At 57.7% G+C, this 22638-nt stretch carries 20 protein-coding genes; 9 read left to right on the forward strand and 11 right to left on the reverse strand.

The window, feature by feature from the left end:
• Window positions 1-56: 56 nt before the first annotated feature.
• Window positions 57-596: a translation initiation factor IF-3 gene (gene infC / locus YBN1229_RS07210; RefSeq protein ID WP_046477675.1), complete on the forward strand. Its 540-nt coding sequence runs from the start codon at window positions 57-59 to the stop codon at window positions 594-596.
• A 157-nt stretch (window positions 597-753) separates the two neighbouring features.
• Here infC and YBN1229_RS07215 read toward each other — a convergent pair whose 3' ends face one another.
• Window positions 754-1191, reverse strand: coding sequence for a CBS domain-containing protein (locus YBN1229_RS07215; RefSeq protein WP_046477677.1), 438 nt, complete (start codon window positions 1189-1191; stop codon window positions 754-756).
• Between the two features lie 407 nt (window positions 1192-1598).
• On the opposite strand from YBN1229_RS07215, the gene YBN1229_RS07225 reads away from it, so the two are divergent.
• From YBN1229_RS07225 to YBN1229_RS07255, 7 genes are all read left to right on the forward strand, one after another.
• Window positions 1599-2069 (forward strand): aminoacyl-tRNA deacylase, encoded by a 471-nt coding sequence (locus tag YBN1229_RS07225; protein ID WP_046477679.1) that lies wholly within the window; start codon window positions 1599-1601, stop codon window positions 2067-2069.
• Between the two features lie 337 nt (window positions 2070-2406).
• On the forward strand, window positions 2407-2607 hold the full coding sequence (rpmI, locus tag YBN1229_RS07230) for a 50S ribosomal protein L35 (protein WP_046477681.1): 201 nt from the start codon (window positions 2407-2409) through the stop codon (window positions 2605-2607).
• A 57-nt stretch (window positions 2608-2664) separates the two neighbouring features.
• A complete protein-coding gene (gene rplT, locus YBN1229_RS07235; protein ID WP_046477682.1) occupies window positions 2665-3045 on the forward strand; it encodes a 50S ribosomal protein L20 in 381 nt (126 codons plus the stop codon).
• Window positions 3046-3222: 177 nt separating this feature from the next.
• Window positions 3223-4296 carry a phenylalanine--tRNA ligase subunit alpha gene (gene pheS / locus YBN1229_RS07240; RefSeq protein ID WP_046477684.1) on the forward strand — a complete coding sequence of 358 codons (1074 nt, stop codon included), beginning with the start codon at window positions 3223-3225 and terminating at the stop codon, window positions 4294-4296.
• A 74-nt stretch (window positions 4297-4370) separates the two neighbouring features.
• Window positions 4371-4979, forward strand: coding sequence for a hypothetical protein (locus YBN1229_RS07245; protein WP_139165281.1), 609 nt, complete (start codon window positions 4371-4373; stop codon window positions 4977-4979).
• A 43-nt stretch (window positions 4980-5022) separates the two neighbouring features.
• A complete protein-coding gene (gene pheT, locus YBN1229_RS07250) occupies window positions 5023-7458 on the forward strand; it encodes a phenylalanine--tRNA ligase subunit beta (protein WP_046477688.1) in 2436 nt (811 codons plus the stop codon).
• Window positions 7459-7517: 59 nt separating this feature from the next.
• Window positions 7518-8846: an NAD(P)/FAD-dependent oxidoreductase gene (locus YBN1229_RS07255; RefSeq protein WP_046480109.1), complete on the forward strand. Its 1329-nt coding sequence runs from the start codon at window positions 7518-7520 to the stop codon at window positions 8844-8846.
• 58 nt (window positions 8847-8904) lie between these two features.
• On the opposite strand, the gene YBN1229_RS07260 is transcribed toward YBN1229_RS07255, so the two are convergent.
• The 4 genes from YBN1229_RS07260 to YBN1229_RS07275 form a co-directional block, all read right to left on the reverse strand.
• Complete coding sequence (locus YBN1229_RS07260) at window positions 8905-9384, reverse strand: copper chaperone PCu(A)C (protein ID WP_046477690.1); 480 nt, start codon at window positions 9382-9384, stop codon at window positions 8905-8907.
• A 110-nt stretch (window positions 9385-9494) separates the two neighbouring features.
• Window positions 9495-11237: a carbamoyltransferase family protein gene (locus YBN1229_RS07265; RefSeq protein ID WP_046477692.1), complete on the reverse strand. Its 1743-nt coding sequence runs from the start codon at window positions 11235-11237 to the stop codon at window positions 9495-9497.
• Window positions 11238-11650: 413 nt separating this feature from the next.
• A complete protein-coding gene (locus YBN1229_RS07270; protein WP_046477694.1) occupies window positions 11651-12862 on the reverse strand; it encodes a lytic murein transglycosylase in 1212 nt (403 codons plus the stop codon).
• A 245-nt stretch (window positions 12863-13107) separates the two neighbouring features.
• A complete protein-coding gene (locus YBN1229_RS07275) occupies window positions 13108-13632 on the reverse strand; it encodes a hypothetical protein (protein WP_046477696.1) in 525 nt (174 codons plus the stop codon).
• A gap of 316 nt (window positions 13633-13948) precedes the next feature.
• On the opposite strand from YBN1229_RS07275, the gene lepA reads away from it, so the two are divergent.
• Entirely contained in the window at window positions 13949-15751 is a 1803-nt protein-coding gene (gene lepA / locus YBN1229_RS07280; RefSeq protein ID WP_046477698.1) for a translation elongation factor 4, read from the forward strand.
• A gap of 117 nt (window positions 15752-15868) precedes the next feature.
• On the opposite strand, the gene YBN1229_RS07285 is transcribed toward lepA, so the two are convergent.
• The 6 genes from YBN1229_RS07285 to ftsE form a co-directional block, all read right to left on the reverse strand.
• Entirely contained in the window at window positions 15869-16300 is a 432-nt protein-coding gene (locus YBN1229_RS07285; protein ID WP_046477700.1) for a hypothetical protein, read from the reverse strand.
• A 344-nt stretch (window positions 16301-16644) separates the two neighbouring features.
• Window positions 16645-19065, reverse strand: a complete 2421-nt coding sequence (locus tag YBN1229_RS07290; RefSeq protein WP_046477703.1) for an adenosylcobalamin-dependent ribonucleoside-diphosphate reductase — start codon at window positions 19063-19065, stop codon at window positions 16645-16647.
• 104 nt (window positions 19066-19169) lie between these two features.
• Window positions 19170-19937: a lysophospholipid acyltransferase family protein gene (locus tag YBN1229_RS07295; protein WP_046477708.1), complete on the reverse strand. Its 768-nt coding sequence runs from the start codon at window positions 19935-19937 to the stop codon at window positions 19170-19172.
• A 12-nt stretch (window positions 19938-19949) separates the two neighbouring features.
• Window positions 19950-20597 carry a YdcF family protein gene (locus YBN1229_RS07300; RefSeq protein ID WP_046477710.1) on the reverse strand — a complete coding sequence of 216 codons (648 nt, stop codon included), beginning with the start codon at window positions 20595-20597 and terminating at the stop codon, window positions 19950-19952.
• A 227-nt stretch (window positions 20598-20824) separates the two neighbouring features.
• Window positions 20825-21907, reverse strand: a complete 1083-nt coding sequence (locus YBN1229_RS07310; RefSeq protein WP_052743769.1) for a cell division protein FtsX — start codon at window positions 21905-21907, stop codon at window positions 20825-20827.
• Entirely contained in the window at window positions 21891-22547 is a 657-nt protein-coding gene (gene ftsE, locus YBN1229_RS07315) for a cell division ATP-binding protein FtsE (RefSeq protein ID WP_046477713.1), read from the reverse strand. Before ftsE ends, YBN1229_RS07310 begins: the two co-directional genes overlap by 17 nt.
• Window positions 22548-22638 lie beyond the last annotated feature (91 nt).

Here is a 22638-nt window from a genome sequence, read left to right on the forward strand (position 1 = left end):
CCCCAGGCCGTTAATTGGCACAGGAATTTTTTTGAGGCATCCAAGGGAGACCAGCCATCCGCCGCCCACACCGAGCAGCGCCCCAGCGCGAAGATACAGGCCCGAAAATCAACGACGCCATTAGGGTCAGAGAAGTCCGTTTGATTGATGAGAACGGAGAAAATGTCGGGGTGGTAAACCGCCTCGAGGCGCAAGATCGCGCCAATAACGCCGGCCTGGATCTCGTTGAGATTTCTCCGGATGCTCAGCCGCCGGTCTGCAAGATCATGGACTACGGCAAGTTCAAGTTCGAGCAGCAGAAAAAAGCCGCCGAAGCACGCAAAAAGCAGAAGACCGTCGAGATCAAGGAGATCAAGATGCGTCCTGCGATTGATGAGCACGACTACGACGTCAAGATGCGGGCCATCAAACGTTTCTTCGACGACGGCGATAAGGTGAAGGTTACCCTGCGCTTCCGTGGTCGCGAAATGGCGCACCAGCAACTTGGTATGGCTGTACTTCAGCGGGTCAAGGGTGAGCTGGAAGAGATTGCAAAGGTCGAGAGCGAACCACGCCTCGAAGGCCGCCAAATGGTTATGGTTTTGGCGCCGCGCTAACGTCGGGTTTCCGGATCGCGCGCTTTTTGCGCGATAGGAAGAACCCGAACGTTCACGAATTGAACACCGAAACGAGGCCGGCCTTTTGGGCCGGCCTTGCCGCTTCTAGAGTGCTTCCGGAAAGCGGTTTCCCATAGGAAGCACGATCAACAAGGACTTAGCGCAACGCGATTGTGTAGTCGCGCAGCACGTTTGCCTGCAGTTCCAATTCGCCCATCCGGCTCTTGAGAACGTCGCCGATACTTATCACGCCGACAAGTTTATCCCCGTCCTGAACAACCGGAACATGTCGGATACGGCGCTGGGTCATAGTCTTGGCAACGCTGGACACGTCATCGTTTGGCGAGCAGGTAATGACGGACTTGGTCATAAGATCGGCGACGGTAAGCTTGTCGATCCTTCCGGCGTTTTCGGCGAGCCCACGCACCACATCCCGCTCGGAAATAATGCCATCTATGGTCCGCCCGCTTCGGCTCACGATCATACAGCCGACGTGCGCATCAAAAAGACGCCTGGCCAAGGATGTAATCGGCTCGGTCGGAGCGATCATTAGGATGCGATATTTTTTGTCCTGCAACAGGTCAGCGACAATCATTTGAGTGCCTTTCGTTGAGGTATTTTCCCCCCCACATCGGCTTTCTCAGTCTCACCCCTTTTCCTCTAGAACCAGCCCAGCCTGTTAAGCCGGACCATCCCTCGAGCAGCGATTAAATATTATGGTGACGTCGGTTGCCGCCGTCCAGAGCGCGTTGGCGCTTTTCCGATTTAATCGGAAGATCTTGTTGGAAACGCCCCCGGTGGCTAGATTTATAAACATCTGTGTGTGCGGCGTACGACCGAGCCAGGCAGGCCTGAGCTTAACGTCGTTCATGCCTCCCGCCCCCGAAGCAGTTCGGCACGTGAGGTTCATAGGTAGAGGCCTGCTCTAGAGTTAATGTGTTTCCCGCTCCGGTCGGCTGAGCCGCGATTTGCGCGACAACTGCCGTTTGTCAGGAGGAAACCATGGCTATCTCATTGACTCTTCAGCAATATCTAGACGACAAGCATATCAAGTACGATGTGCTGACCCATGATCGCAAAATGACTTCATCGCAGATTGCAGAAGCGAGCCACGTCCCGGGAGATCGTCTAGCCAAAGCGGTCATTTTAAGCCGAGAAGGTGGTTTTGTGGCTGCTGTCATTCCCGCCTCATGCAAGGTCCGCCTCGATGCTGTGGGAGAACTGATCGACGGGCCCATCTGCCTTTCGACTGAGGATGAAATCGAAGTCCTCTTCCCGGACTGCGATCTTGGAGCTATTCCCGCGGTCGCGCCTGCCTATGGGCTGGATGCCATCGTCGATGAGCGCTTGGGTCAGGTTGACGATGTTTACTTCGAGGGCGGTGACCACTGCAGCTTGATACATCTGTCGGGAGAGCAATTCCGCCAATTGCTGAACCAAGCCCCGCAGGCCAGCATCGCCGAACATGCCTGATACGTGGGCGAGGACATAGATGCATTAACCGTTTTCTGGGCGATGGGTTTATCGGTTCCGTATCCTTCAACGGGATGCGCCGACCCCATTGCCATAACGGTCAACGGCCTGTATAACGCGCGCTTCTGAGCCGCCCGGCGGGGCATGCCGTGGCGGTTCAAAATGCTTTGCAAAAATTAACTCATGGGCTTGTCGTCCAGGCAAAGCGCCCCTCCCAAGACAATCTTGGCCCGTTGGGTCGAGAGCGTGGCCACGCTTTTTGTGTGTGCTGTCTACAACGAGGGCCAGCGTCTCCAAAAGGCGCGGGACAGTCCGTGAGTGAACCAGGAGAAGCAAAATGCCCAAGTTGAAGACGAAGTCGAGCGCCAAGAAGCGCTTCAAGTTCACAGGGACTGGCAAGGTCAAAGTTGCCGCCGCCGGTAAGCGCCACGGCATGATCAAGCGTCATGCGAAGTTCATCCGCAATGCGCGTGGAACCATGGTGCTGTGCGAAGCTGACGAAAAAATCGTCAAGAAGTACATGCCGTACAATCGCTGAGCTAGATCTCAGAGATTCTATCCCGAATACTTGAACACTTCTTAGTGGAGCACGACCATGGCACGCGTTAAGCGCGGCGTTACCGCCCACGCCAAACACAAAAAAGTTCTCAATGCAGCCAAAGGCTATCGCGGCCGGCGCAAGAACACGATCCGTATTGCGAAGCAGGCTGTCGAACGCGCCCTGCAGTATCAATATCGCGATCGCAAGAGGAAGAAGCGTACCTTCCGGGCGCTCTGGATCCAGCGTATTAACGCGGCAGTCCGTGAGGCAAGCGCCAACGAGCTGACATACGGTCGATTTATCGACGGCCTGAACAAGGCTGGAATCGAGATCGACCGCAAGGTGTTGGCCGATCTCGCCGTAAAGGACGCGGCAGCCTTCAAGGCGCTGGTAGACCAGGCTTCGGCTGCGGTTGCCAACGCACGAGCTGCCTAAGGCGAGCGACCTGCGATAGTCCGTTAGACTCCGTACCGAGGGTCAAGCCGCATTTTTGGGCTTGGCCGGAGGAGTGGTCGCCGCGACGGAACGCTTCTAAGGAGAGGGCGTCGGTCCGTGGTAAGGCCGCCTCGCCCACCTGATGTTGGCGAATGCGTGGACTAAGGGACATCAGTCATGGCTGAAACCATTGATCTCGAAGAGCTGCAATCGGAGCTCTTGAGCGAAATTGCCGCCGCGAAAGATCTCGGGGCGCTCGAGCAGGTGCGCGTCTCCGCGCTTGGCAAGAGCGGGCGCGTATCCGCCGTGATGAAGCGGTTGGGCTCGCTACCTGCCGAAGAACGCAAGACGTTCGGCGCGGCCGTTAATGCCGTAAAAACGCGCGTGAGCGAGGCTCTGGATAGCCACAAGACGATCCTTGAAAGCGCTGCGTTGGAAGCACGGCTCGCGTCGGAGCAGGCGGACATCACACTTCCTGTCCGCCCCGGTCCGGTCTCGGAAGGGCGCATCCACCCTGTCAGCCATGTTATGGATGAGCTGGCGGAGATCTTCGCCGATATGGGCTTCGCGATCGCCGAAGGTCCTGATATCGAGAGTGATGACTACAACTTCACAAAGCTGAATATTCCGCAGGAGCACCCGGCTCGGCAGGAACACGACACGTTCTATTTCCATCCCGACTCTAACGGCGAGCGTCTGGTGCTGCGCACCCATACGAGCCCGGTCCAGATCCGCACGATGCTGTCGCAAAAACCACCGATCCGGATCATTGCTCCGGGCCGCGTTTATCGTTGCGACAGCGACCAGACACACACACCGATGTTCCACCAGATCGAAGCGCTGGTGATCGACGAGTCGACCCACATGGGGCATCTCAAATGGGTGCTCGAAGAAATGTGCAAAGCCTTCTTCGAGGTCGATGAGGTAAAGATGCGTTTGCGCGCGTCTCACTTCCCGTTCACGGAGCCGTCCGCCGAGATCGATATCGGTGCGGAAGCGATCGGCAAGCCGGGTCAATGGCTTGAAATCGGTGGCTGCGGCATGGTCCATCCCAACGTGCTGGTGAACTGCGGTCTGGATCCGCAACGCTACCAAGGGTTCGCCTTCGGCATGGGCATCGATCGCATGGCGATGCTGAAATACGGCATCCCCGACCTGCGTGCATTCTTCTCAGCGGATCTGCGCTGGCTGCGCCATTATGGATTTTCCATGCTGGACGTACCGACGCTCGCCGGTGGCCTGTCGTCGTGAGACAGGCTCTGGACCACCGATCCGCCACGACACAACAATGTCGTTAGGTTTGGATGATGCCGGCGCTGATAAATATGTCCGCGTCCGTCATCATGGCGATAGCTTTGTCTATCGCCATGATCGTCATGGCGATCCTGACGTGGTTTTTTCACGACACCAAGCATCGCGATCTCGACGATTGGATCCAGTACGGATTCAGCGGCGACACGTTGCGTCACGTGCTCATCTACTACCGGTCGATGGGCATCTCGATGCTCGTCTTCTACATTCTGTTCGTCGTCAGCTGCCTGTTTCTGCAGTCCGATGGAATCGGCCTTTTTGTCGACAGCGACAACAATCCGATTTCGGCAGGTCCGATTGGCGCGGCGCTGTTTGGCCTCGACCTTGTCTTGCGGGGCGGTTTCTTCGACATCATGGAGCACTTCGAGATATCGGTAACACCGATACTCATGGATCGCTCCAACCAATGGTTCGTAATTTATTGCTTCGTTTTCCGAATTTACTACGGCTTGACGCTCATTCGCATCGCGCTGTCCTTCGTATGGATCTGGGCACGGATGCGCCGCGTACGCAGGACACTGTACGGAGAGGTGCGACAGCCGCGGGAAAGATCGAAACGTCATGGCTTTCGGTTGAGGCTGCGCGAGCGCTTGGGCGGCCGGAAAGAAAGCGAAGACAACTGAAAAGTGCTATGACACCAAGTGGTGACTGGGAAAGGCAACCGGCATGAAGTTCACGCTCTCCTGGCTCAAAGATCATCTTGAGACAGACGCATCGCTGGATCAGATTTCCACGACACTCTCGGCAATCGGCCTGGAGGTTGATGGCATTGAGAATCTGGGCGAACAGCTCGGTGCCTTCCGCATTGCCAAGGTGCTTGAAGCAAAGCCGCACCCCGATGCGGATCGCCTGCAAGTGCTGCAAGTTGAAACCGAACCTGGCAAGCCACCTCTTGAGGTCGTTTGCGGCGCGCCCAACGCGCGCGCTGGCATGCTCGGCGTGTTTGCGCCCATCGGAACTTACGTGCCGGGCTCGGGCATTACGTTGGAGAAACGGCCCGTCCGCGGTGTCGTGTCCAATGGCATGATGTGCTCCGCAGCCGAGATGGAGCTATCCGACGATAGCGAAGGCATCATCGAGGTGAGCGAGGAATTCGCGGGTCAAGTCGGAACAGCTTATGTCGCGGCGCTGGGCCTGGACGATCCGGTTATCGAGGTTGGTTTAACGCCGAACCGGCCTGACTGCACCGGCGTTCGCGGGATTGCGCGCGATCTGGCTGCCGCTGGATTAGGCGAGCTCAAGCCTGAGCCCAAGCTGGGGGGCGTCGAGGGTGATTATGATTGCCCCGTCGCAATCGATCTCGAGTTCTCTGAGGCCGACGCAGATGCCTGCCCGGTATTCGCCGGTCGCTACGTGCGCGGCGTCAGCAATGGCCCGTCGCCTCAGTGGCTGCAAAACCGGCTGAAGTCGGTCGGCTTGCGTCCGATCAATGCCTTGGTCGATGTCACCAACTACATCTCATACGATCGCGGTCGGCCATTGCACGTCTACGATGCCGATAAACTGACAGGCGGTGTTCGCGCCCGTCTCGGCCGCGAGGGCGAGAGCTTCCTCGGTCTGGACGGGAAGACCTATGTGGTTGATGACACCATGTGCGTGATTGCCGACGACAAGGGGCCGTTAGGTTTGGGTGGCATTATGGGTGGCGAAGATACCGGCTGCACCGAAGCGACGCAAAACGTGCTGATTGAAAGCGCGTGGTTCGATCCCTTGCGGACAGCCGCGACGGGCCGCAAGACCGGTCTCGTAACAGATGCGCGCTATCGCTTCGAGCGGGGTGTCGACCCCGCGTCCGTCCTGCCCGGCCTCGACCTGGCAACCGACATGATCCTCAAATTGGCAGGCGGTACTCCGTCACGTGCCAACGTGGCAGGAAAGCCGCCGGAACCCGACGTTAAGATTCAGTTCGAGACAGCGCGCGTTGCTAAGTTGACAGGGTTGGAGCTCTCCGATGCTGCGATCAAAGCGATCTTGGATGCGCTAGGCTGCGAGGTCTCGGGCAAGGGCGGCAAGCTGACCGTAAAAGTCCCGTCCTGGCGTCCTGACATCTTCGGTCCCGCAGATCTCGTCGAAGAGGTTGTCCGCATCGCCGGTATCGATACCGTGCCGTCGACACCGCTTCCGCGCATGCACGGCGTTGCTCGCCCGGTATTGACCAGCAACCAGTCTCGCGTCCGCCGCACACGGCGCACGCTCGCTGGCCGTGGGCTCACAGAGGCCATAACCTGGTCCTTCATCACGAAGGAAGAGGCCGAAGCCTTCGGCGGCGGTGATGAAACGCTGACATTGGCCAATCCGATTTCGGTCGAGATGTCGGTCATGCGCCCAAGCTTGCTTCCCGGGTTGCTTGCTGCTGCGCAGCGCAACCGCAATCGCGGCAATCCCGATCTGGCGCTCTTTGAGTTGGGCCAGGCCTATGCCGGACCTAAGCCTGATGAACAGATGCTTATTGCGGCAGGCGTGCGCTCGGGAACGGCACGACTGATCGGCGGAGGACGGCACTGGGACGGCGCGGCAAAGCCAGCTGGTGTGTTCGACGCTAAGGAAGATGTCGCCTCTGTCCTTGCAAACCTCGGGTTGGACGTCACAAAGGTGCAGGTCACGCGGGACGCGCCCGCGTGGTATCACCCTGGCCGTTCAGGTGTATTCCGGTTGGGACCAAAGGTCGTGCTTGCCCACTTCGGTGAGCTTCATCCGGGCCTGCTCAAGGGGCTCGATGTTGAAGCGCCTCTGGCGGCCTTCGAGTTATTCCTCGATCGCCTGCCACCGGAAAAGAAGCGCTCGGGCCTGACGCGTCCGCCCCTGGCGACGGCTGATCTGATGCCCGTACGGCGCGATTTCGCGTTCGTACTTAACGCAGACGTTGCTGCGGGAGATGTGGTACGCGCTGCGCAAGGTGCCGATAAGAAGCTGATAACGAGCGTCAACGTATTCGATGTCTTCGAAGGTGGAAATCTAGCGGCAGAAGGTAAGAAGTCTCTCGCAATCGAGGTGACACTTCAGCCGATGGATGCAACGCTTACGGATAAGGAAATCGAAGTGGTCGCCGAAAAGGTTATCGCGGCGGTCGGAAAGGCAACGGGCGGAGAGATCCGCGGCTAGAGGGGAAGGTATCGATGAACGAGACGGCAATCGCCACCTCCGGTGATCCAACCGAACCTATGATCGTGCCGGGCCCCTCCGACAAGCACCGCATCGTCGTTGTTGGCGGTGGTGCGGGCGGCCTCGAACTCGTCACGGGGTTAGGCCGCAAACTCGGCAAGCGTGGCCGGGCTGACATTACGTTGCTAGATCGTGCGCGAACCCACGTATGGAAACCACTGCTGCACGAGATCGCCGCTGGCAGCATGGACATTTCACGCCACGAACTCGATTACCTCGCGCACGCGCACTGGCACGGCTTCCGCTACCGCTACGGTGAGCTGACCGGCCTCGATCGCGAGAAGAAGCTGGTTTACTGCAGCGCCACGTATGATGAAGACGGCCGCCAGATCACGCCAGCCCGTGGCTTCGGCTACGATACGCTTGTGATCGCCATCGGCTCCGTGTCGAATGACTTCGGAACCGAAGGTGTGGCGGAGCACGCCATCATGCTCGACACCAAGGAGCAGGCGGTGCGCTTTAACCGGCGTCTCGTCAACGCGTGTTTCCGCGCCAACGCGCAGCCGGGCCCCGTTGAGCCGGGCCAGCTCCATGTCGCGATCATCGGCGCTGGCGCTACCGGGACGGAACTTGCTGCCGAGCTTCATCACACTGCGCGTGGTGTCGTCGCCTTTGGCATGGATCGCATTGACCCGGAAAAGGACATCAAGATCACTTTGATCGAGGCGGCACCGCGCATTCTGCCGGCGTTGCCGGAGCGCTTATCGTCGGCGACGACGAAGATCCTCGAAAAGCTCGGGGTGGAAGTCCGCGCGAACGCGAGGGTGACCTCCGTTAGCGAAAAAGGCGTGTTGCTGCAGACAGGCGAGTTCATTCCGTCGGCGCTTGTCGTCTGGGCAGCAGGCGTGAAAGGCCCGAACGTGTTGGCAGATCTCGATGGCCTTGAAGTCAGCCGCTCAAACCAACTCGTGGTCAAGCCAACCCTTCAGACGACGCGGGATGACGACATTTTCGTCATTGGCGATGCCGCGTATCTCGTGCCGGAAGGAAAGACAACGCCGATCCCACCGCGCGCGCAGGCGGCGCACCAGGAAGCCTCGCACGTCTTGCGTCAGATCCAGAGGCAAATGAAGGGCGAACCTCTGCGTCCCTTCAAATATCAGGACTTCGGTTCACTAGTCTCTCTAGGTGAATATTCGACCGTCGGCAGCCTGATGGGATTTGTTTCTGGCCGCAGCATGTGGATCGAGGGGTTCTTCGCCAAGGTGATGTATCGCTCGCTATACAAGATGCATCAGTGGGCACTGCACGGCCCCTGGAAGGTCATGCTCGATACGCTGTCGCGCACCATCACACGGCGTACCGAACCCGAGGTGAAACTTCACTGACAACGACAAATGGCCGTTGTCAGTGAATGCGAGCTGCTGATCCCGTGCTTCTTAGGGATCAGTGGTGGTGCGAATGATTGTGGCCGGAGGCGCCAGCCTCAATCTTGACCTCGACCTGAACATCGCCCTGTTTCTCGAACGTGAGGGTCATCGGAAACGATTGGCCCTCTTCGAGTTTTGATTTCAACCCCATGAGCATGACGTGCATGCCGAGCGGTTTGAGTTCGGCTTCGCCATCGGCGGGAACGGGAATGCCGTCCTTAAGCGGCAGCATCTTCGCGACGCCGCCTTCGTCAACGCTTTCATGCAGTTCCGTGCGTTCCGCGATGTCGGCTTTTGCCGATACCAACCGGTCTGCAGCCTTACCCGTGTTCTCGATCTTGAAATACGCTGCGCTGTTTTTGGTTTCACCGATCGACGGTCGCGCCCAAGGATGGTCGATCTTCAACGCGCCGGCCTCGTAGTCATGGGCAACCGCGATACCGGCCAGGGCGGAAGCCGCCAGCGTAGCGATCGCAAGCAATCGGAGTTTTTTCATCGAAGGCTCCTGTTGAAAGTCTCGTGCCCCGTTGCATTGGACCGCAACAACACTGGAGGCACTCGGGCATTCAAGATCCCGCGTGCCTCCAGGTAGAAACGGCGTTCACATCAAGCGGCAAAAGCCAGTTGTGCCTTCTCCATCGCCTGCGCCGGGCGTTCGGTAATATAGAAGTCCCCAAGAACGAGAACGTCCATTTCCGTTCGGAGGTAACAAGAGATGGCTTCTTTCGGCGTGTTCACAATCGGCTCTTGACGATTGAAACTGGTATTTAGAACGACCGGAACGCCCGTCAACTTCGCATACTGTTCAATGAGCGCGTAGTAGCGGGGGTTAGCCGTCCGTTCTACGGTCTGGAGCCGTCCCGTGCCATCGACGTGTGCCGCAGCTGGAATAACATCGACCTTGTTCGGGCGGAGTCGCGGTGCCATCGTCATGAACGGGTCAGCCTGATCGAACTCGAAGTATTCGCTGACCTTCTCGACGAGCACTGCCGGAGCAAATGGCCGGAACGCCTCGCGGTGTTTGATGCGCGCGTTGATCAGATCCTTGATCTTCAGGCTGCGCGCGTCTGACAAGATCGAGCGATTGCCGAGTGCGCGCGGGCCGATTTCTGCGCGCCCCTGGAACCAGCCGACGATCCGGCTGGCGGCGAGATCTTGCGCGACCGTGCGGAGCAAGTCCGACTCGCTGAGGCGCTTATAAGGTAGTCCCGCAGCATTAAGGGCTTCAATGATCTGATCGTCAGTGAACTGGATGCCGAAGAACGGATGGTTCATCGTATACTCCCGGCGATGGCCGAGGGTTTGATGGTGATAGTAGAGCGTGGAACCCAGGCAAACGCCCGAATCCGAAGCGATGGGTGGCACCCAAACGTTTTCATAATCAGTGTCGCGCAGAATCCGAGCATTCGCGACGCAGTTCAAAGCGACACCGCCCGACAACACCAGATTGCGCGACGGATGCCGCCGCGAGAGCTCCCGCACGATGTGGATGATGGCTTCTTCCACGACCGCCTGCAGAGCAAACGCGAGATCGCGGTGATGGTCCGTTAATGGATCTTCGCGACGGCGCGCTGGTCCAAACAAGCCGACGAACTTTTCCGCAAACGGCCGCATGAAGCCATGCGTATCATAGCCGATGTAGTCGCGGTTGATCGCGATCCGCCCACCGTCGAGCAAGCGCACGACATCCCGGAACTTATCGAGATATGTAGGACCGCCACAAGCCGCCAGGGCCATGACTGTGCCTTCTTCGAATACCTTGAAACCGAGATGCTCCGTGACGCACGAATAGAGCATGCCGAGGGAATCGAAGAAATCGTCCTGCCATAGCTTTTCGATACGGTTACCTTTGCCGGCATAGGCGCTGGTCGCGGATTCGTCACCGTAGCCATCCATAATGAGAATGGTGGCTTCTTCGAAAGGCGAAACGAAAAATACGGCAGCGTGAGCGTTATGGTGATTGATCTGCACGAGCCGTGGCAAATTCTGGAAACCGTAGCGCCGTCCGAGCGCTGTTTTGAGCCGGAGCGGCATGTTCGCAGCGCCGAGCGCTGTTGTCTTACGCGCTTCAGGCCAAAGCAGATTGAGGCTATGAGGGAGCTTACGCGTAAGAATGCGTCCGATCGTGCGCCGATAGGAATTCATATTCCACGGAACGGTAATGACGTCGATGTCGGAGAGCTTGAGCCCGTAACCGTCAAACGCTGCAGCCAGCGCCTGTTGCGGGAAGCGCTTGGTGTGTTTCTCTCGATTGAAGCGCTCTTCCTCGTAAACAACGAGAGGCATCCCGTCGCGCAGGATCGCCACGCCGGTATCATGCGTTTCTGTAGTTATTCCGAGTATATGCACACGTAATCATCCCAACTATTATTCAACGCCCCAATCAGCACGTTCCGCGATATGGTTCAGCGAGACGAGCCCTCACATTTCGCCTGCGGATGCGCCGCAAGGCGCCAGCTAGAAGTAACTTGCTGGGAATTCGACTGGCGTACCGGGGGAATGCAAGCCAGCCGCTGCTTAATTGCCTAAACGAAACCTTTTTTCAACCATGCCAATAGGTTTCAGAATTTAGATCTAGCTAAAGATGAGATGAAATATTGCGGGAATAAGGCGTAGACAGTAGGTCTGGAACGACTTTTTCGTTGAAGTCTCAGAACCTGCGCTAAAATGTAGCTCACCAGTTTTCTTGGTCGATATTTGAATAACGGCAGCGGCGAGGGGTTAACGATGATACTTTCGTTTACCCCTCGAAAATGCGGTGCTTAGCCCCCCAATTGTCTCAAAAGATCGATCGTTGGGTAGCTATCGGCGGGCAGGTTGAACTTCAACTGCATTTCTTTCACCGCTGCGCGCGTCTTGGCTCCGAGAATGCCGTCGATTTTACCGACATCATAACCGCGGTCCGTCAGGCTGCTTTGCAGGGCTTTCATTTCCTGACCTGAAAGAGAAGGTATATTGCGATCCTGTCCTTTCATTGGATCCGCGCCGCCAATGCGCGTCGCCAAATAGGCCGCGGTGGTGGCGTAGTTGAGCGATTGGTTCCACTCTAGGTAGATATCGAAATTATTATACGCGAGGAAAGCTGGTCCGGTCCGCCCCATCGGGAGCAGGAGCGAAGCAGGCAGATTGTCGTTGGGCAGCGCTTTTCCATTTGCCAGCTTCACGCCCCAGCCAGCCCACTTTGATCTAGGATGCTTAATAGCAAGATCAGCCTCTTGCCACGGCAGATCACGAGCAACGACGACCTCCTGCAGCCAGGGCTCATTAGGTCGCCAGCCGAGATGCTTCATGTACGCTGCCGTCGATCCGATGATGTCCGCATCACTCTTGAACAAGTTGGCATGTCCGTCGCCATCGAAATCGACGGCGTGATTGAGGTAGTGCGTCGGAAGAAACTGCGTCTGACCGAGTTCGCCCGCCCAAGACCCGATCATCTCACCGGGATCCAGATCACCACGGTCGATGATCTTCAGGGCGGAGAGCAACTCCGCGCGGAAAAGTTCGTGCCGTCGGCAGTCATAAGCCAGCGTCGCGAGCGCCTGTAGGACTGGATAATCACCCATGCCCACGCCAAAATCGCTCTCCAGCGCCCAGAATGCGGTGATTACTTCCGCTGGTACGCCGTAGGTAGCTTCCGCGCGTTCGAATGTTTTTCGGTTCGCGGCGATCTTCTTCCGACCGGCTTGTAATCTGTGGTTTGTTGCGAGCTTCTTGGAGAAATCATTGAAAGATTGAGAGAAGAACCCTTGCCGGCGGTCGCGCTTGATAATGCGTTCATCAAGGGACACACCATCCAGAGCCCGCGAAATCGTGCGTTGGGAAACGCCGTTCTGTGCGGCTTCTTGTCGAAATTCTTTCATCCAAGACGAGAAGCTGCCCCGGTTTGTGCAACTTGCCTCCAGCGACCCGACCGGCAGGGCCGCGGCACACAGCAACCCCAAAGCAACTCCGGCCAACGAGCGCTGATATCGCATATGAACTCTCCCCGTCTATATGATTGCAAAATGTGGGCGGCGGCACCTCGCCTGATCGCTCAAGATCAGTCAAGTCCACCGAGTGCCTACACGTGCGAGCACGTGGGCCTTCGTGTAGGCAGGTAACCTCGTTTTTGGGTATTAATCGGGCAGGTCGGTAAGCTGCCCCGAGGCGGGGAACGATCAAAAGCATCCGCCTTCATGGGCGGATGCAAAGATCACTCGGACAAGAAACCGGCAGTCACTCAGCGGTTGCGTTTGTCAGAGGCGCCGCCGGTCCACATCGACATCGCGGAAGCCATATTCCGCTGCCACATTTCGGCAGCCTGCATCCACATCTGGAACGGAGCCATCGCCATACCTTCGAACCCACCGGTTCCTGGCATGTTGCCGAAGCCCAAGCCCGACGTGCCGGCGTTCATAGCGCCAGCCTGCATCCGTTGAAGTTGCTCCATGAAATCTGTAGGGGTCGGCATGGCAGCTGTCGGAGAATTAAGCTGCTCCGACCAAGCCTCCATCACCTGATCCATCATCTGGAGCTGCATTTGAGATGCGTTTTGCATCTGCATGCGAGTTGTTTCGATAACGTTGTCCGGCCAGCCCATCGCCCGTGTCGCTTGGGCCATTTGATCGAACACCTTTGTCGAATAACGCTCGTTGGCCGCCGCCATATCATCGCGCCATTGCGCAAGGGCATCGAATGCAGCCTTTGCCGCTTCCCGGGCCTCCTCAGTCAGAGCATGGTTCTTGGATTTAGATGAGCTTGCCATGTGGGGCTCCTTGGCTCGGCCAGAAAACTCTGGGGGATGAGTTCTCTCCGCCGGAAATCAGTCTAAGAAACGAACCAAACCGTAGCGTGCCAGAGGTAGAAACGCGAGCCCCAACTGTCGGGGTCACCCGCAAACTTGCACGTTCTGAAAGATTTCAGGCCTTCAGATCTGCCTCCGGCCACCAATATTAACCATTCGGTAGACCGCATCTCGCGTTCGACAAGGGCAAGAGGCACGGAAAAAAATGGATATGTGGCCTTGGATGCGGCTTCCAATCTGCTTGGCACCGCCACGAAGCCGGTGCTAATGAGCCGCCATGACAGATACATCGTTGATCCGAAACTTCTCGATCATCGCTCACATTGACCACGGCAAGTCCACGTTGTCCGATCGGCTGATTCAGTTGACCGGCGGCCTGACCACGCGCGAGATGAAAGAGCAAATTCTCGACTCGATGGACATCGAGCGTGAACGCGGCATCACAATCAAGGCTCAAACAGTGCGCCTTGATTACAAGCATACCGACGGCAAAACCTATCAGTTGAACCTGATGGACACGCCAGGCCACGTGGACTTCGCTTACGAGGTCTCGCGTTCATTGGCGGCCTGCGAAGGCGCTATTCTGGTCGTCGATGCATCTCAAGGTGTTGAGGCACAAACGCTTGCCAACGTTTATACCGCGCTCGACAACGACCTTGAGATTCTGCCTGTCCTCAACAAGGTCGACCTGCCTGCAGCCGACGTCGATCGGGTTAAGGAGCAGATCGAGGATGTGATTGGACTGGACGCCTCTGATGCGATCCCCATCTCCGCCAAGACCGGTGTGAATGTCGAGGCCGTGCTAGCGGCGGTTGTCGAACGCTTGCCGGCTCCTGAAGGCGATGCGACGAAGCCTCTGAAGGCGATGCTGGTTGACAGCTGGTACGATGCTTATCTCGGCGTCATCGTGTTGGTCCGCGTCATTGAAGGCACGATGAAGAAGGGACAGAAGATCCGTCTAATGTCGACGGGCGCCGTGCATCCGATCGAGCGTGTCGGCGTCTTCCGACCGAAGCAGGAAATGTTAGACCAGCTCGGTCCGGGCGAGATCGGCTTCTTCACCGCAGCGATCAAGGAGGTCGCGGATACCCGAGTTGGTGACACGATCACCGACGACAAACGCCCGTGCGCCGAGCCATTGCCTGGCTTCAAGCCGGCGCAGCCGGTGGTGTTTTGTGGTCTGTTTCCAGTTGACGCTGCTGATTTTGAAGATCTGCGCGACGCCATGGGGCGCCTGCGCCTTAACGATGCCAGCTTCTCATTCGAGGCGGAAAGTTCCGCGGCATTGGGGTTTGGGTTCCGTTGCGGTTTTCTCGGCTTGCTCCACCTGGAGATCATTACCGAGCGATTGGAACGAGAGTTTAACCTCGATCTCATCACCACAGCTCCGTCCGTTGTCTATCAGATCCATATGACCGACGGGACCATGATCGAGATGCATAATCCAGCGGACATGCCGGACCCCGTCCGCATCGACCGGTTGGAGGAGCCCTGGATCAGCGCCACCATCATGGTGCCGGACGAGTACCTCGGTTCGGTTTTGAAACTTTGCCAGGACCGGCGAGGCCGCCAGAAGAACCTGACATATGCCGGCTCGCGGGCCATGCTGGTATACGAACTGCCACTGAACGAGGTCGTTTTCGATTTCTATGATCGCTTAAAGTCTGTCAGCAAGGGGTATGCGTCGTTTGACTATCAAATGATCGGCTATGAAGAGGGCGACCTCGTCAAAATGTCGATCCTGGTCAACGCCGAGCCGGTCGACGCGCTTTCGATTATCGTCCATCGCTCACGGGCCGAGAGCCGCGGCCGCGTCATGTGCGAAAAGCTTAAGGATCTCATTCCGCCACATATGTTCCAGATCCCCGTGCAGGCGGCGATTGGCGGCAGGATTATCGCGAGAGAAACGATCCGCGCTTTGCGCAAAGACGTTATTGCCAAATGTTATGGCGGCGACATCACGCGCAAGCGCAAGCTCCTTGAGAAGCAAAAGGCCGGTAAGAAGAAAATGCGCCAGTTCGGCAAAGTCGAGATTCCGCAGGAAGCTTTCATTGCCGCTCTAAAGATGGACGAAAACTGACGCCGTGAGCATCCGTGTCTAGAAACGGCTAAATGCTCAAAATATCTGAATATAAAACAACCTCGGTATCGTAAGGCAGATACCGAGGTTCATAAGGCAGATGTTCGCGCTAAGATCTCAGTGGTGAACCATTGTCGCTGTATCGAGCCCGTAAAGGGACGCGCGCAGATCGAATTCAATGAGTTTCGCCTGCTTCAGCGAACCGGCGAGCATGTGCACATGGACTTCATTAGCCCCGAGAAGAGCGCCCCTCTGGCGAATTTCCGCGAGGTTGAGAGATGGTGCGTGGTGGGTGGCAAGACCAACGCCAAGCACCGTGCGCTGCCCGCTAATCTCGTCGCGCTTTACGAGCAAGTAGTTTGTCTTCGGAAGTTCTGGGCATTCGATCAGGGAATAGATCGAATGAACATACCGGCTGCCTGAGGCGCCGCGCCAGAAATAGAAATTTTCGCAATGGGCGACAGGTTGGGGAGCAACCTTCGCGGGGCGCGAGCGACGTCCAGCGCGTTTTGCGCGGACTTCAGCCAGCTCGATAATGCGCGCACTCATTACAATACATCCTCGGACCACGCGGTCACAACGACACCAAGGGTAGCGCAACAATAACAAGTTTAGTTTGATTATCGCGCTGAAATAAGGCTAGTGCCTACTCTTTTCAACAATCGGTAAACATCACGTTATCTGCGCAAACCAAATAGCTTGTTCTTAGCGTAACTTGCACGAAAAAACTCCATGGACGGACTTGTCGATGCCATCCGGCGAGAATTTTGCTTGTGCCGATTTCCCGCAACAAGTGTACGAGTGTCAAACCAGCGACCGGGTAAACCGGTTCCACGTAAGATGAAAAAGAATTGTTAAAGAATTCGGGTGTTTGAGCTGTTGTGTTACTGCACTCAATCACAACGGGAAAAGCCGCACCGCTGACATTCCCAGCAACCTTCCAAGCGGACGTATTGGGCCGAGCCGCACCGCGGGCATTGAGCGGGAGTTTGATGGGCTGAGAAGCCGGAGGGGGCATCGCCCATCTCCGAGCGCGACGTTGGTGTCGCCATATCAGTGCCCGTTGGACCTTCTGACCCGGCATTCATCAACTGAGCCAGCCCCAGCGAATGTTGCTCCTGATCGCCCGGCATAAAGTCGATACGGCGCATGTGTTCCTCTATGATCTCGCCAATAGCTGCGATGAGGCTAGGCACGTAGCGCCCGCCGATCCAGCGGCCGCCCTGGGGATCGAAGATGGCGGTAAGTTCTTCCGCCACAAAAGATACGTCGCCACCTCTCCGGAAAACAGCACTGATCATCCGGGTCAGTGCCACCATCCAGGCGTAGTGTTCCAGGTTTTTCGAATTGATGAAGATCTCGAACGGCCGACGGCGCCCATCTCGAACGATGTCGTTGATCGTCACATAGAGCGCGTGGTCGCTGCCCGGCCATTTCAACTTATAAGTATAGCCCTGAAGCGCTGGCTCGCGTTCGAGGGGTTTGGCCATGTAATGGACTGCGGCGGCCTTGACCGGGGCCTGTGGTGCCCCGGTCCTGGCAGTCGACCCGCTGACTTCGGTCTCGGTTGGTGCTGGCGGTGACTGTTCCACGCTGCGGCTCAAAACGGCACCACGCAATGCGCTGGGCCGGTATGTCGTGCAACCCTTAAGCCCCAGCTCATAGGCTATCGAATAAACATCGCTGAAGGCTTCGAACGTCATCTCCGCGGGGCAATTGATGGTTTTTGAGATAGAGCTGTCGACATGGCGCTGGATGGCAGCCTGCATTTCCAGATGTGCTCTCGGAGTCAACTGGTCGGCACGTACGAAATAGTCCGGAAGCCCTACATCCTCGCCGAATTGGCGCCGGAAGACAGCGTGGGCGTAGTCTTCGATGGTTTCGCTGCGGGTCCCGCCATGCCGGTCAAGCACATTGCGCTGGTAGATAAAATCGAACACCGGCTCGATGCCGCTCGAAACGTTCCCAGCGAGCAATGAAATCGTACCGGTTGGTGCCACCGATGTCAGGCAGCCATTCCGTAGGCCGTGAGCTTCAATCCCGCGTTTGATATCGTCAGGGAGCCCGATGATGTTGGGGCTTTGTAGGAGCGCCTTCGCATCGCAAAGTGGAAACGATCCGCGTTCTCGGGCCAAATTAACGCTCGTGCGATAGGCCGTAACCTCGATGGTCCGCAGCCAGCTTTCGGCCAGTTTCAGGGCGCGCGTACTGCCGTAGGTCTCTCGGCACATGATCAGCGCGTCGGCAAGCCCAGTAACGCCAAGGCCCATGCGCCGCTTCGCCTTCGCCTCCTGCTTTTGGGCGGTCAGGGGATAGCGGGTAACATCGATCATGTTGTCGAGGAAGCGCACCGCGACAGCAACGCGTTCTTGCAGACTATCGATGTCGAGATGGGCGTCTGCCGTGAACGGATCGCGGATGAACTGCGTCAGGTTCAAAGAGCCAAGCAGGCATGCGCCGAATGGCGGCAGCGGCTGCTCACCGCAAGGGTTCGTCGCCCGGATCGTCTCGCAATAGGAAAGGTTGTTCCGTGCGTTGACGCGATCAATGAAAATGACGCCCGGTTCGGCTTGAGTGTACGTGGCGCGCATAATGCGCTGCCACAGGTCCCGCGCCGGTAGGCGTCGGTAAACCTTCCCGTCAAAAACCAGATCCCACTCTGCATCGTCAGCGACAGCCTGCATGAGTTTGTCACTGACCAGAACCGACAAATTGAAGTTTGTCAGGCGCCCAGCTGTGGACTTTGCTTCGATAAAGTCTTCGATGTCGGGGTGATCATCACGCAGCGTTGCCATCATTGCGCCGCGACGGGCCCCAGCTGACATGATCGTCCGGCACATGGCGTCCCAGACTTCCATAAAACTCACCGGACCTGAGGCGTCTGCGCCGATGCTTTTGACAAGCGCCCCCTTGGGTCGGAGCGTTGAGAAATCGACGCCGATGCCGCCACCCATTTGCATGGTGAGCGCACCATCTCTGACGCTATCAAAGATGCCCCTGAGATCGTCGGGCACCGTGCCCATGACAAAGCAGTTGAAAAGCGTGACCTCGCGTTGCGATCCTGCACCCGCGAGGATGCGTCCAGCTGGCAGAAAGCCGAAGTCGGCGAGCGCCTCAAAGTAGCGCTTCTCCCAGCGTTGGCGCTGCTGCGCACCGCCCTTTTCGACGGACGCTGCCGCGCGAGCTACCCGCGCAAAGGTATCGGCGAGCGATTTGTCGACCGCTGCGCCGTCCGCATCTATCAGACGGTATTTGCCGTTCCAGATCGCTTCGGCGATTGCTGCAAAAAAACCCGGTGTCTTGGCGTGAGGCATCGGTTTTTACTGTCGGTCCAACTCATATAGCGTGCGACCGAAACAGCCGCGCGAGAACTCCCGTTAAAATAAGGTCGCTCTGTACGCGCGTCAATAAATGTTCTCTAAATATTCTTATTTTGTTTCTGCTGTGGTTGGATTTGGGATAGGCGGGGCGTAGCGCTTTCAGCCGCTTCAGCCATCAGCCGCTCCGATGCTGTTTCAATGTCGGAGATAAGCCGTTGACGAAACTCGGAGCGTGGGAGGCCCGGCGGAATAGGGTCTAAAATCTCCACAATGATTGTGCCGGGATACCGGATCATAGAGCGGCGGGGCCAGTACAGGCCGGAGTTGAGCGCCAAGGGAACACAAGGAAGGTCCAGGCCGTCGTAAAGTGCCAGAGCCCCCGGCTTGTAGTCAGGCGCAGCTCCCGGTGCGCGACGTGTTCCTTCGGGAAAAATAACGATCTCCCGCCCCTCTTCGGCGCGGGCTTTGGCATCCCGGATCATCTGGCGTAATGCCGCCGGGCCGCGCTCGCGCTGTATGAGGACGTGTTCGAACTTGCGGGAAAACCACCCGTAAAGTGGGATATTGCCGAGTTCCGCCTTCATTACCATCGCGGGGTCGCGAAACAATGGGATCAGCGCGAAGGTATCCCACGCAGATTGATGCTTGGCGCAAACAAGGACAGGCCCGGACGGCAGGCGTTCGAGCCCCCGCACTTCGAGCTTGGTTCCGACAATCACCCGCATCCACCAGAGGGAAGCGCGCGCATGCGCTTTCAGGCCCATCATCGCCCATCGGCGCGGGCCGAAGAGCAGCGGTGAGCCCAGAATGAGGAACACAGCAGTGTTCAGGTAGAACACCCCGGTAAACAGGATCGATCGGAACATGAGAGAACCGGTTTAGATTTTGGCGGGAGTTTCAGGCTGGCTCTGAGCGACAGAGCCATCCTCCCATCCTGAAAGGACACGTGTAACCGCAAGGCGCATCGCGGCCGGGATTAATTTGACGTATTCGGAAAGCAGGACGCGCGCGGTACGCGGGTTAAGCCACCACTCGTTCTGCTGCAAGCTTTTCGGCATGACTCGGTGCGCCAGCAACGTGACATTCGGAAGTTCGCGCGACAACTCAAGCAGGCTGCGTGGCATGTGATAGCTGGCTGTCACTATGATCAGCGAAGTGTATCCGCGCGCGCGCGTCCAGCCTGCAGTTTCTTCGGCGTTGCCCTTGGTATTGAGCGCCTCGTAGCCAAGATCGACGCAACAGTCGAGTTCCTCCTCGGTCAGTCCGCTCAGTCGGCCGATGTCGCGGCTGCCCGTCTTAGGATTGACGCCGGTGATCAGCAGACGGCCGGCCCGGCCTTGGCGCAATAGCTTCGCCGCTTCGCGAATGCGGGATTCACCGCCAGTCAGCACCACGATGGCATCGGCCTTTTGATTGTCTGGCTCCGGGTCGCGCATCACGATGCTGGCAAACAACACGAAGCCGAACACGACGAGCCCCGCGCTCATCGCAAACAACCCGATTAGCCATTTCAACCCGCGGGTCATTCTGTCAGGCCACCTGCAAATCGAAAGCGCCCAGTGATGATGCCAAACAACAATCGGGCCCGGTCGTCTGAAGACCCGGGTCCATTCGGTTCATTGACTTCGCTCTTGGGCGTCGCCCCTTATCCCCCGAAACGTGCCGAGCCTGCAACCGCCCCGTCCCGCCACGCTTCTGAGTGCCAGAATACGAAGCTGGCAGTGTTGCGGCAAGCACGCGCGCTCCGGCGTTACTAATCGTTGCGGCTGTTGAGAATGCGATAGACCCCGAAACGTGACGTCAGCATGCAAAGCGCGGCAATCACGACGATGACGATGCCTAACAGAACGTAACCAGCAGCATCGAGCGTGCCGGTGCCGATCAGCCGGTTGAGTTCCACCATGGTCATGGAGCCGCCGCCCAAGAGCAGCGTCACGATGGGCATCAGCAAAAACACGAGCATGGCGCACCCGGCGCCAACGACGCCGGCACGAATGCCCAGACGAAGGAAGTGCTTTTCAAACTCACGCGCGATAAAGCCGTCGGTAGCGCCAACAAAGTGAAGAACTTCGACAATCTCCCTGTTTGAAGCCATGGCGCTGCGCGTTGCTGAGACAATGATCGCTGTCGTGGCGGCGGCAACAAGAAGCAGGATGGCGATCCCGCCAAGAGCCAGAGAGCGAGTCACCGTCCGGATCTGTGTCTGCCACTGGCGATGGTCGTCGAGTGTGACGCCTGTGAACCGCGTCTGGAGTTCGCGCGATAGGGCTTCAAAGTTGGGTGGAGCGCCGCGATTCAGTTCGACAGCGATGAGCCTTGGCACGGGCAGGGATTCCAGTGCGTCGGACTTTCCAAGCCAGGGCTCAAGCAAATGTGTTGCGTTATCAAGGCTCAATACCGTGGCGGCTGCGATACCCTGCTGAGCACGTAGATAAGCAGCCACGTCATCCACGACCTTGTTGATGTCGCTGCCCTCGCGGGGCTCTACCTGAACGGTAACTTCGCTGGCGACATCACGCAGCCATGCATCCGCAGATTGATTGATCATGTAAACGGCACCTGCTGTCAGGCACGCAAGGAAGCACATGATCGTAATAACGAGATTGAGTGAGCTACCCGTCACCGACCCGGCGGGTACGACAGCACCCTGGCCGCCGTTCTTATCGATCCGGATACTGCGCGACGGACCGCCGGACGGTTCGCGGCGTCGCTGTGGTATGAGGCGTGGCCGCGCCGTCCGTGTGGGCGGACCTGTCACGACATCATCCAGCGCGTCAGAGTCCGAGAACCGCCGACGAGCCGGTCGGCCTCCTGTGGTGTCAAACGATCCTGACATGACCGTCGTGCAATTCCAATCTTGGCGCCTTGAACTGGCGCATGAGTTGATGGTCGTGCGTTGCAATCACGACCGATGTCCCAAGCCGGTTGAGTTCGATAAACAGCCGCAGAAGCCGGCGGGCCATCTGCGGGTCGACGTTACCCGTCGGTTCGTCGGCCAGAAGCAGTTCCGGCTTGCCGATGACGGCGCGGGCAATAGCGGCACGCTGCTTTTCACCGCCCGACAGAATCGAGGGATAGGCATGCATGCGATCGCCGAGCCCGACCCATTGCAAAAGATCCGTCACGTCCTCGCGATAATCGTCGATCCGTTTGCCGACGACGCGCAAAGGAAGTGCGATATTTTCCCAGGTGGTCAAGTGATCGAGCAGACGAAAATCCTGAAACACGATGCCGATGCGGCGCCGATGTTGCGCGCGCTTGGCTGTCGTAATCTTACTGACATCCTGGCCGAAAAGATGAATTTGACCCCGCGTCGGATGGATGGACATGAACAGGAGCCGCAATAGGGAAGACTTCCCGGCGCCGGAAGGACCAGTGAGGAAGTGGAACGAACCTGGACGCAGGTGAAAATTGACGTCCGTCAGGATGTCTGGTCCACGATCATAGCGCAAAGCAACATTGTTCAGTCGGATCACGTGCTGTGCTCAGTCAGTTCTGCAAGAAGGTTGCGTGCATTGAAAAGGCTTGGCGCAAGGCGCGCCAGACTAGGCTAGCGTTCAATCAAGG

Origin of the sequence: Candidatus Filomicrobium marinum (assembly GCF_000981545.1) — a bacterium.
Classification (GTDB): Bacteria; Pseudomonadota; Alphaproteobacteria; order Rhizobiales; family Hyphomicrobiaceae; genus Filomicrobium; species Filomicrobium insigne.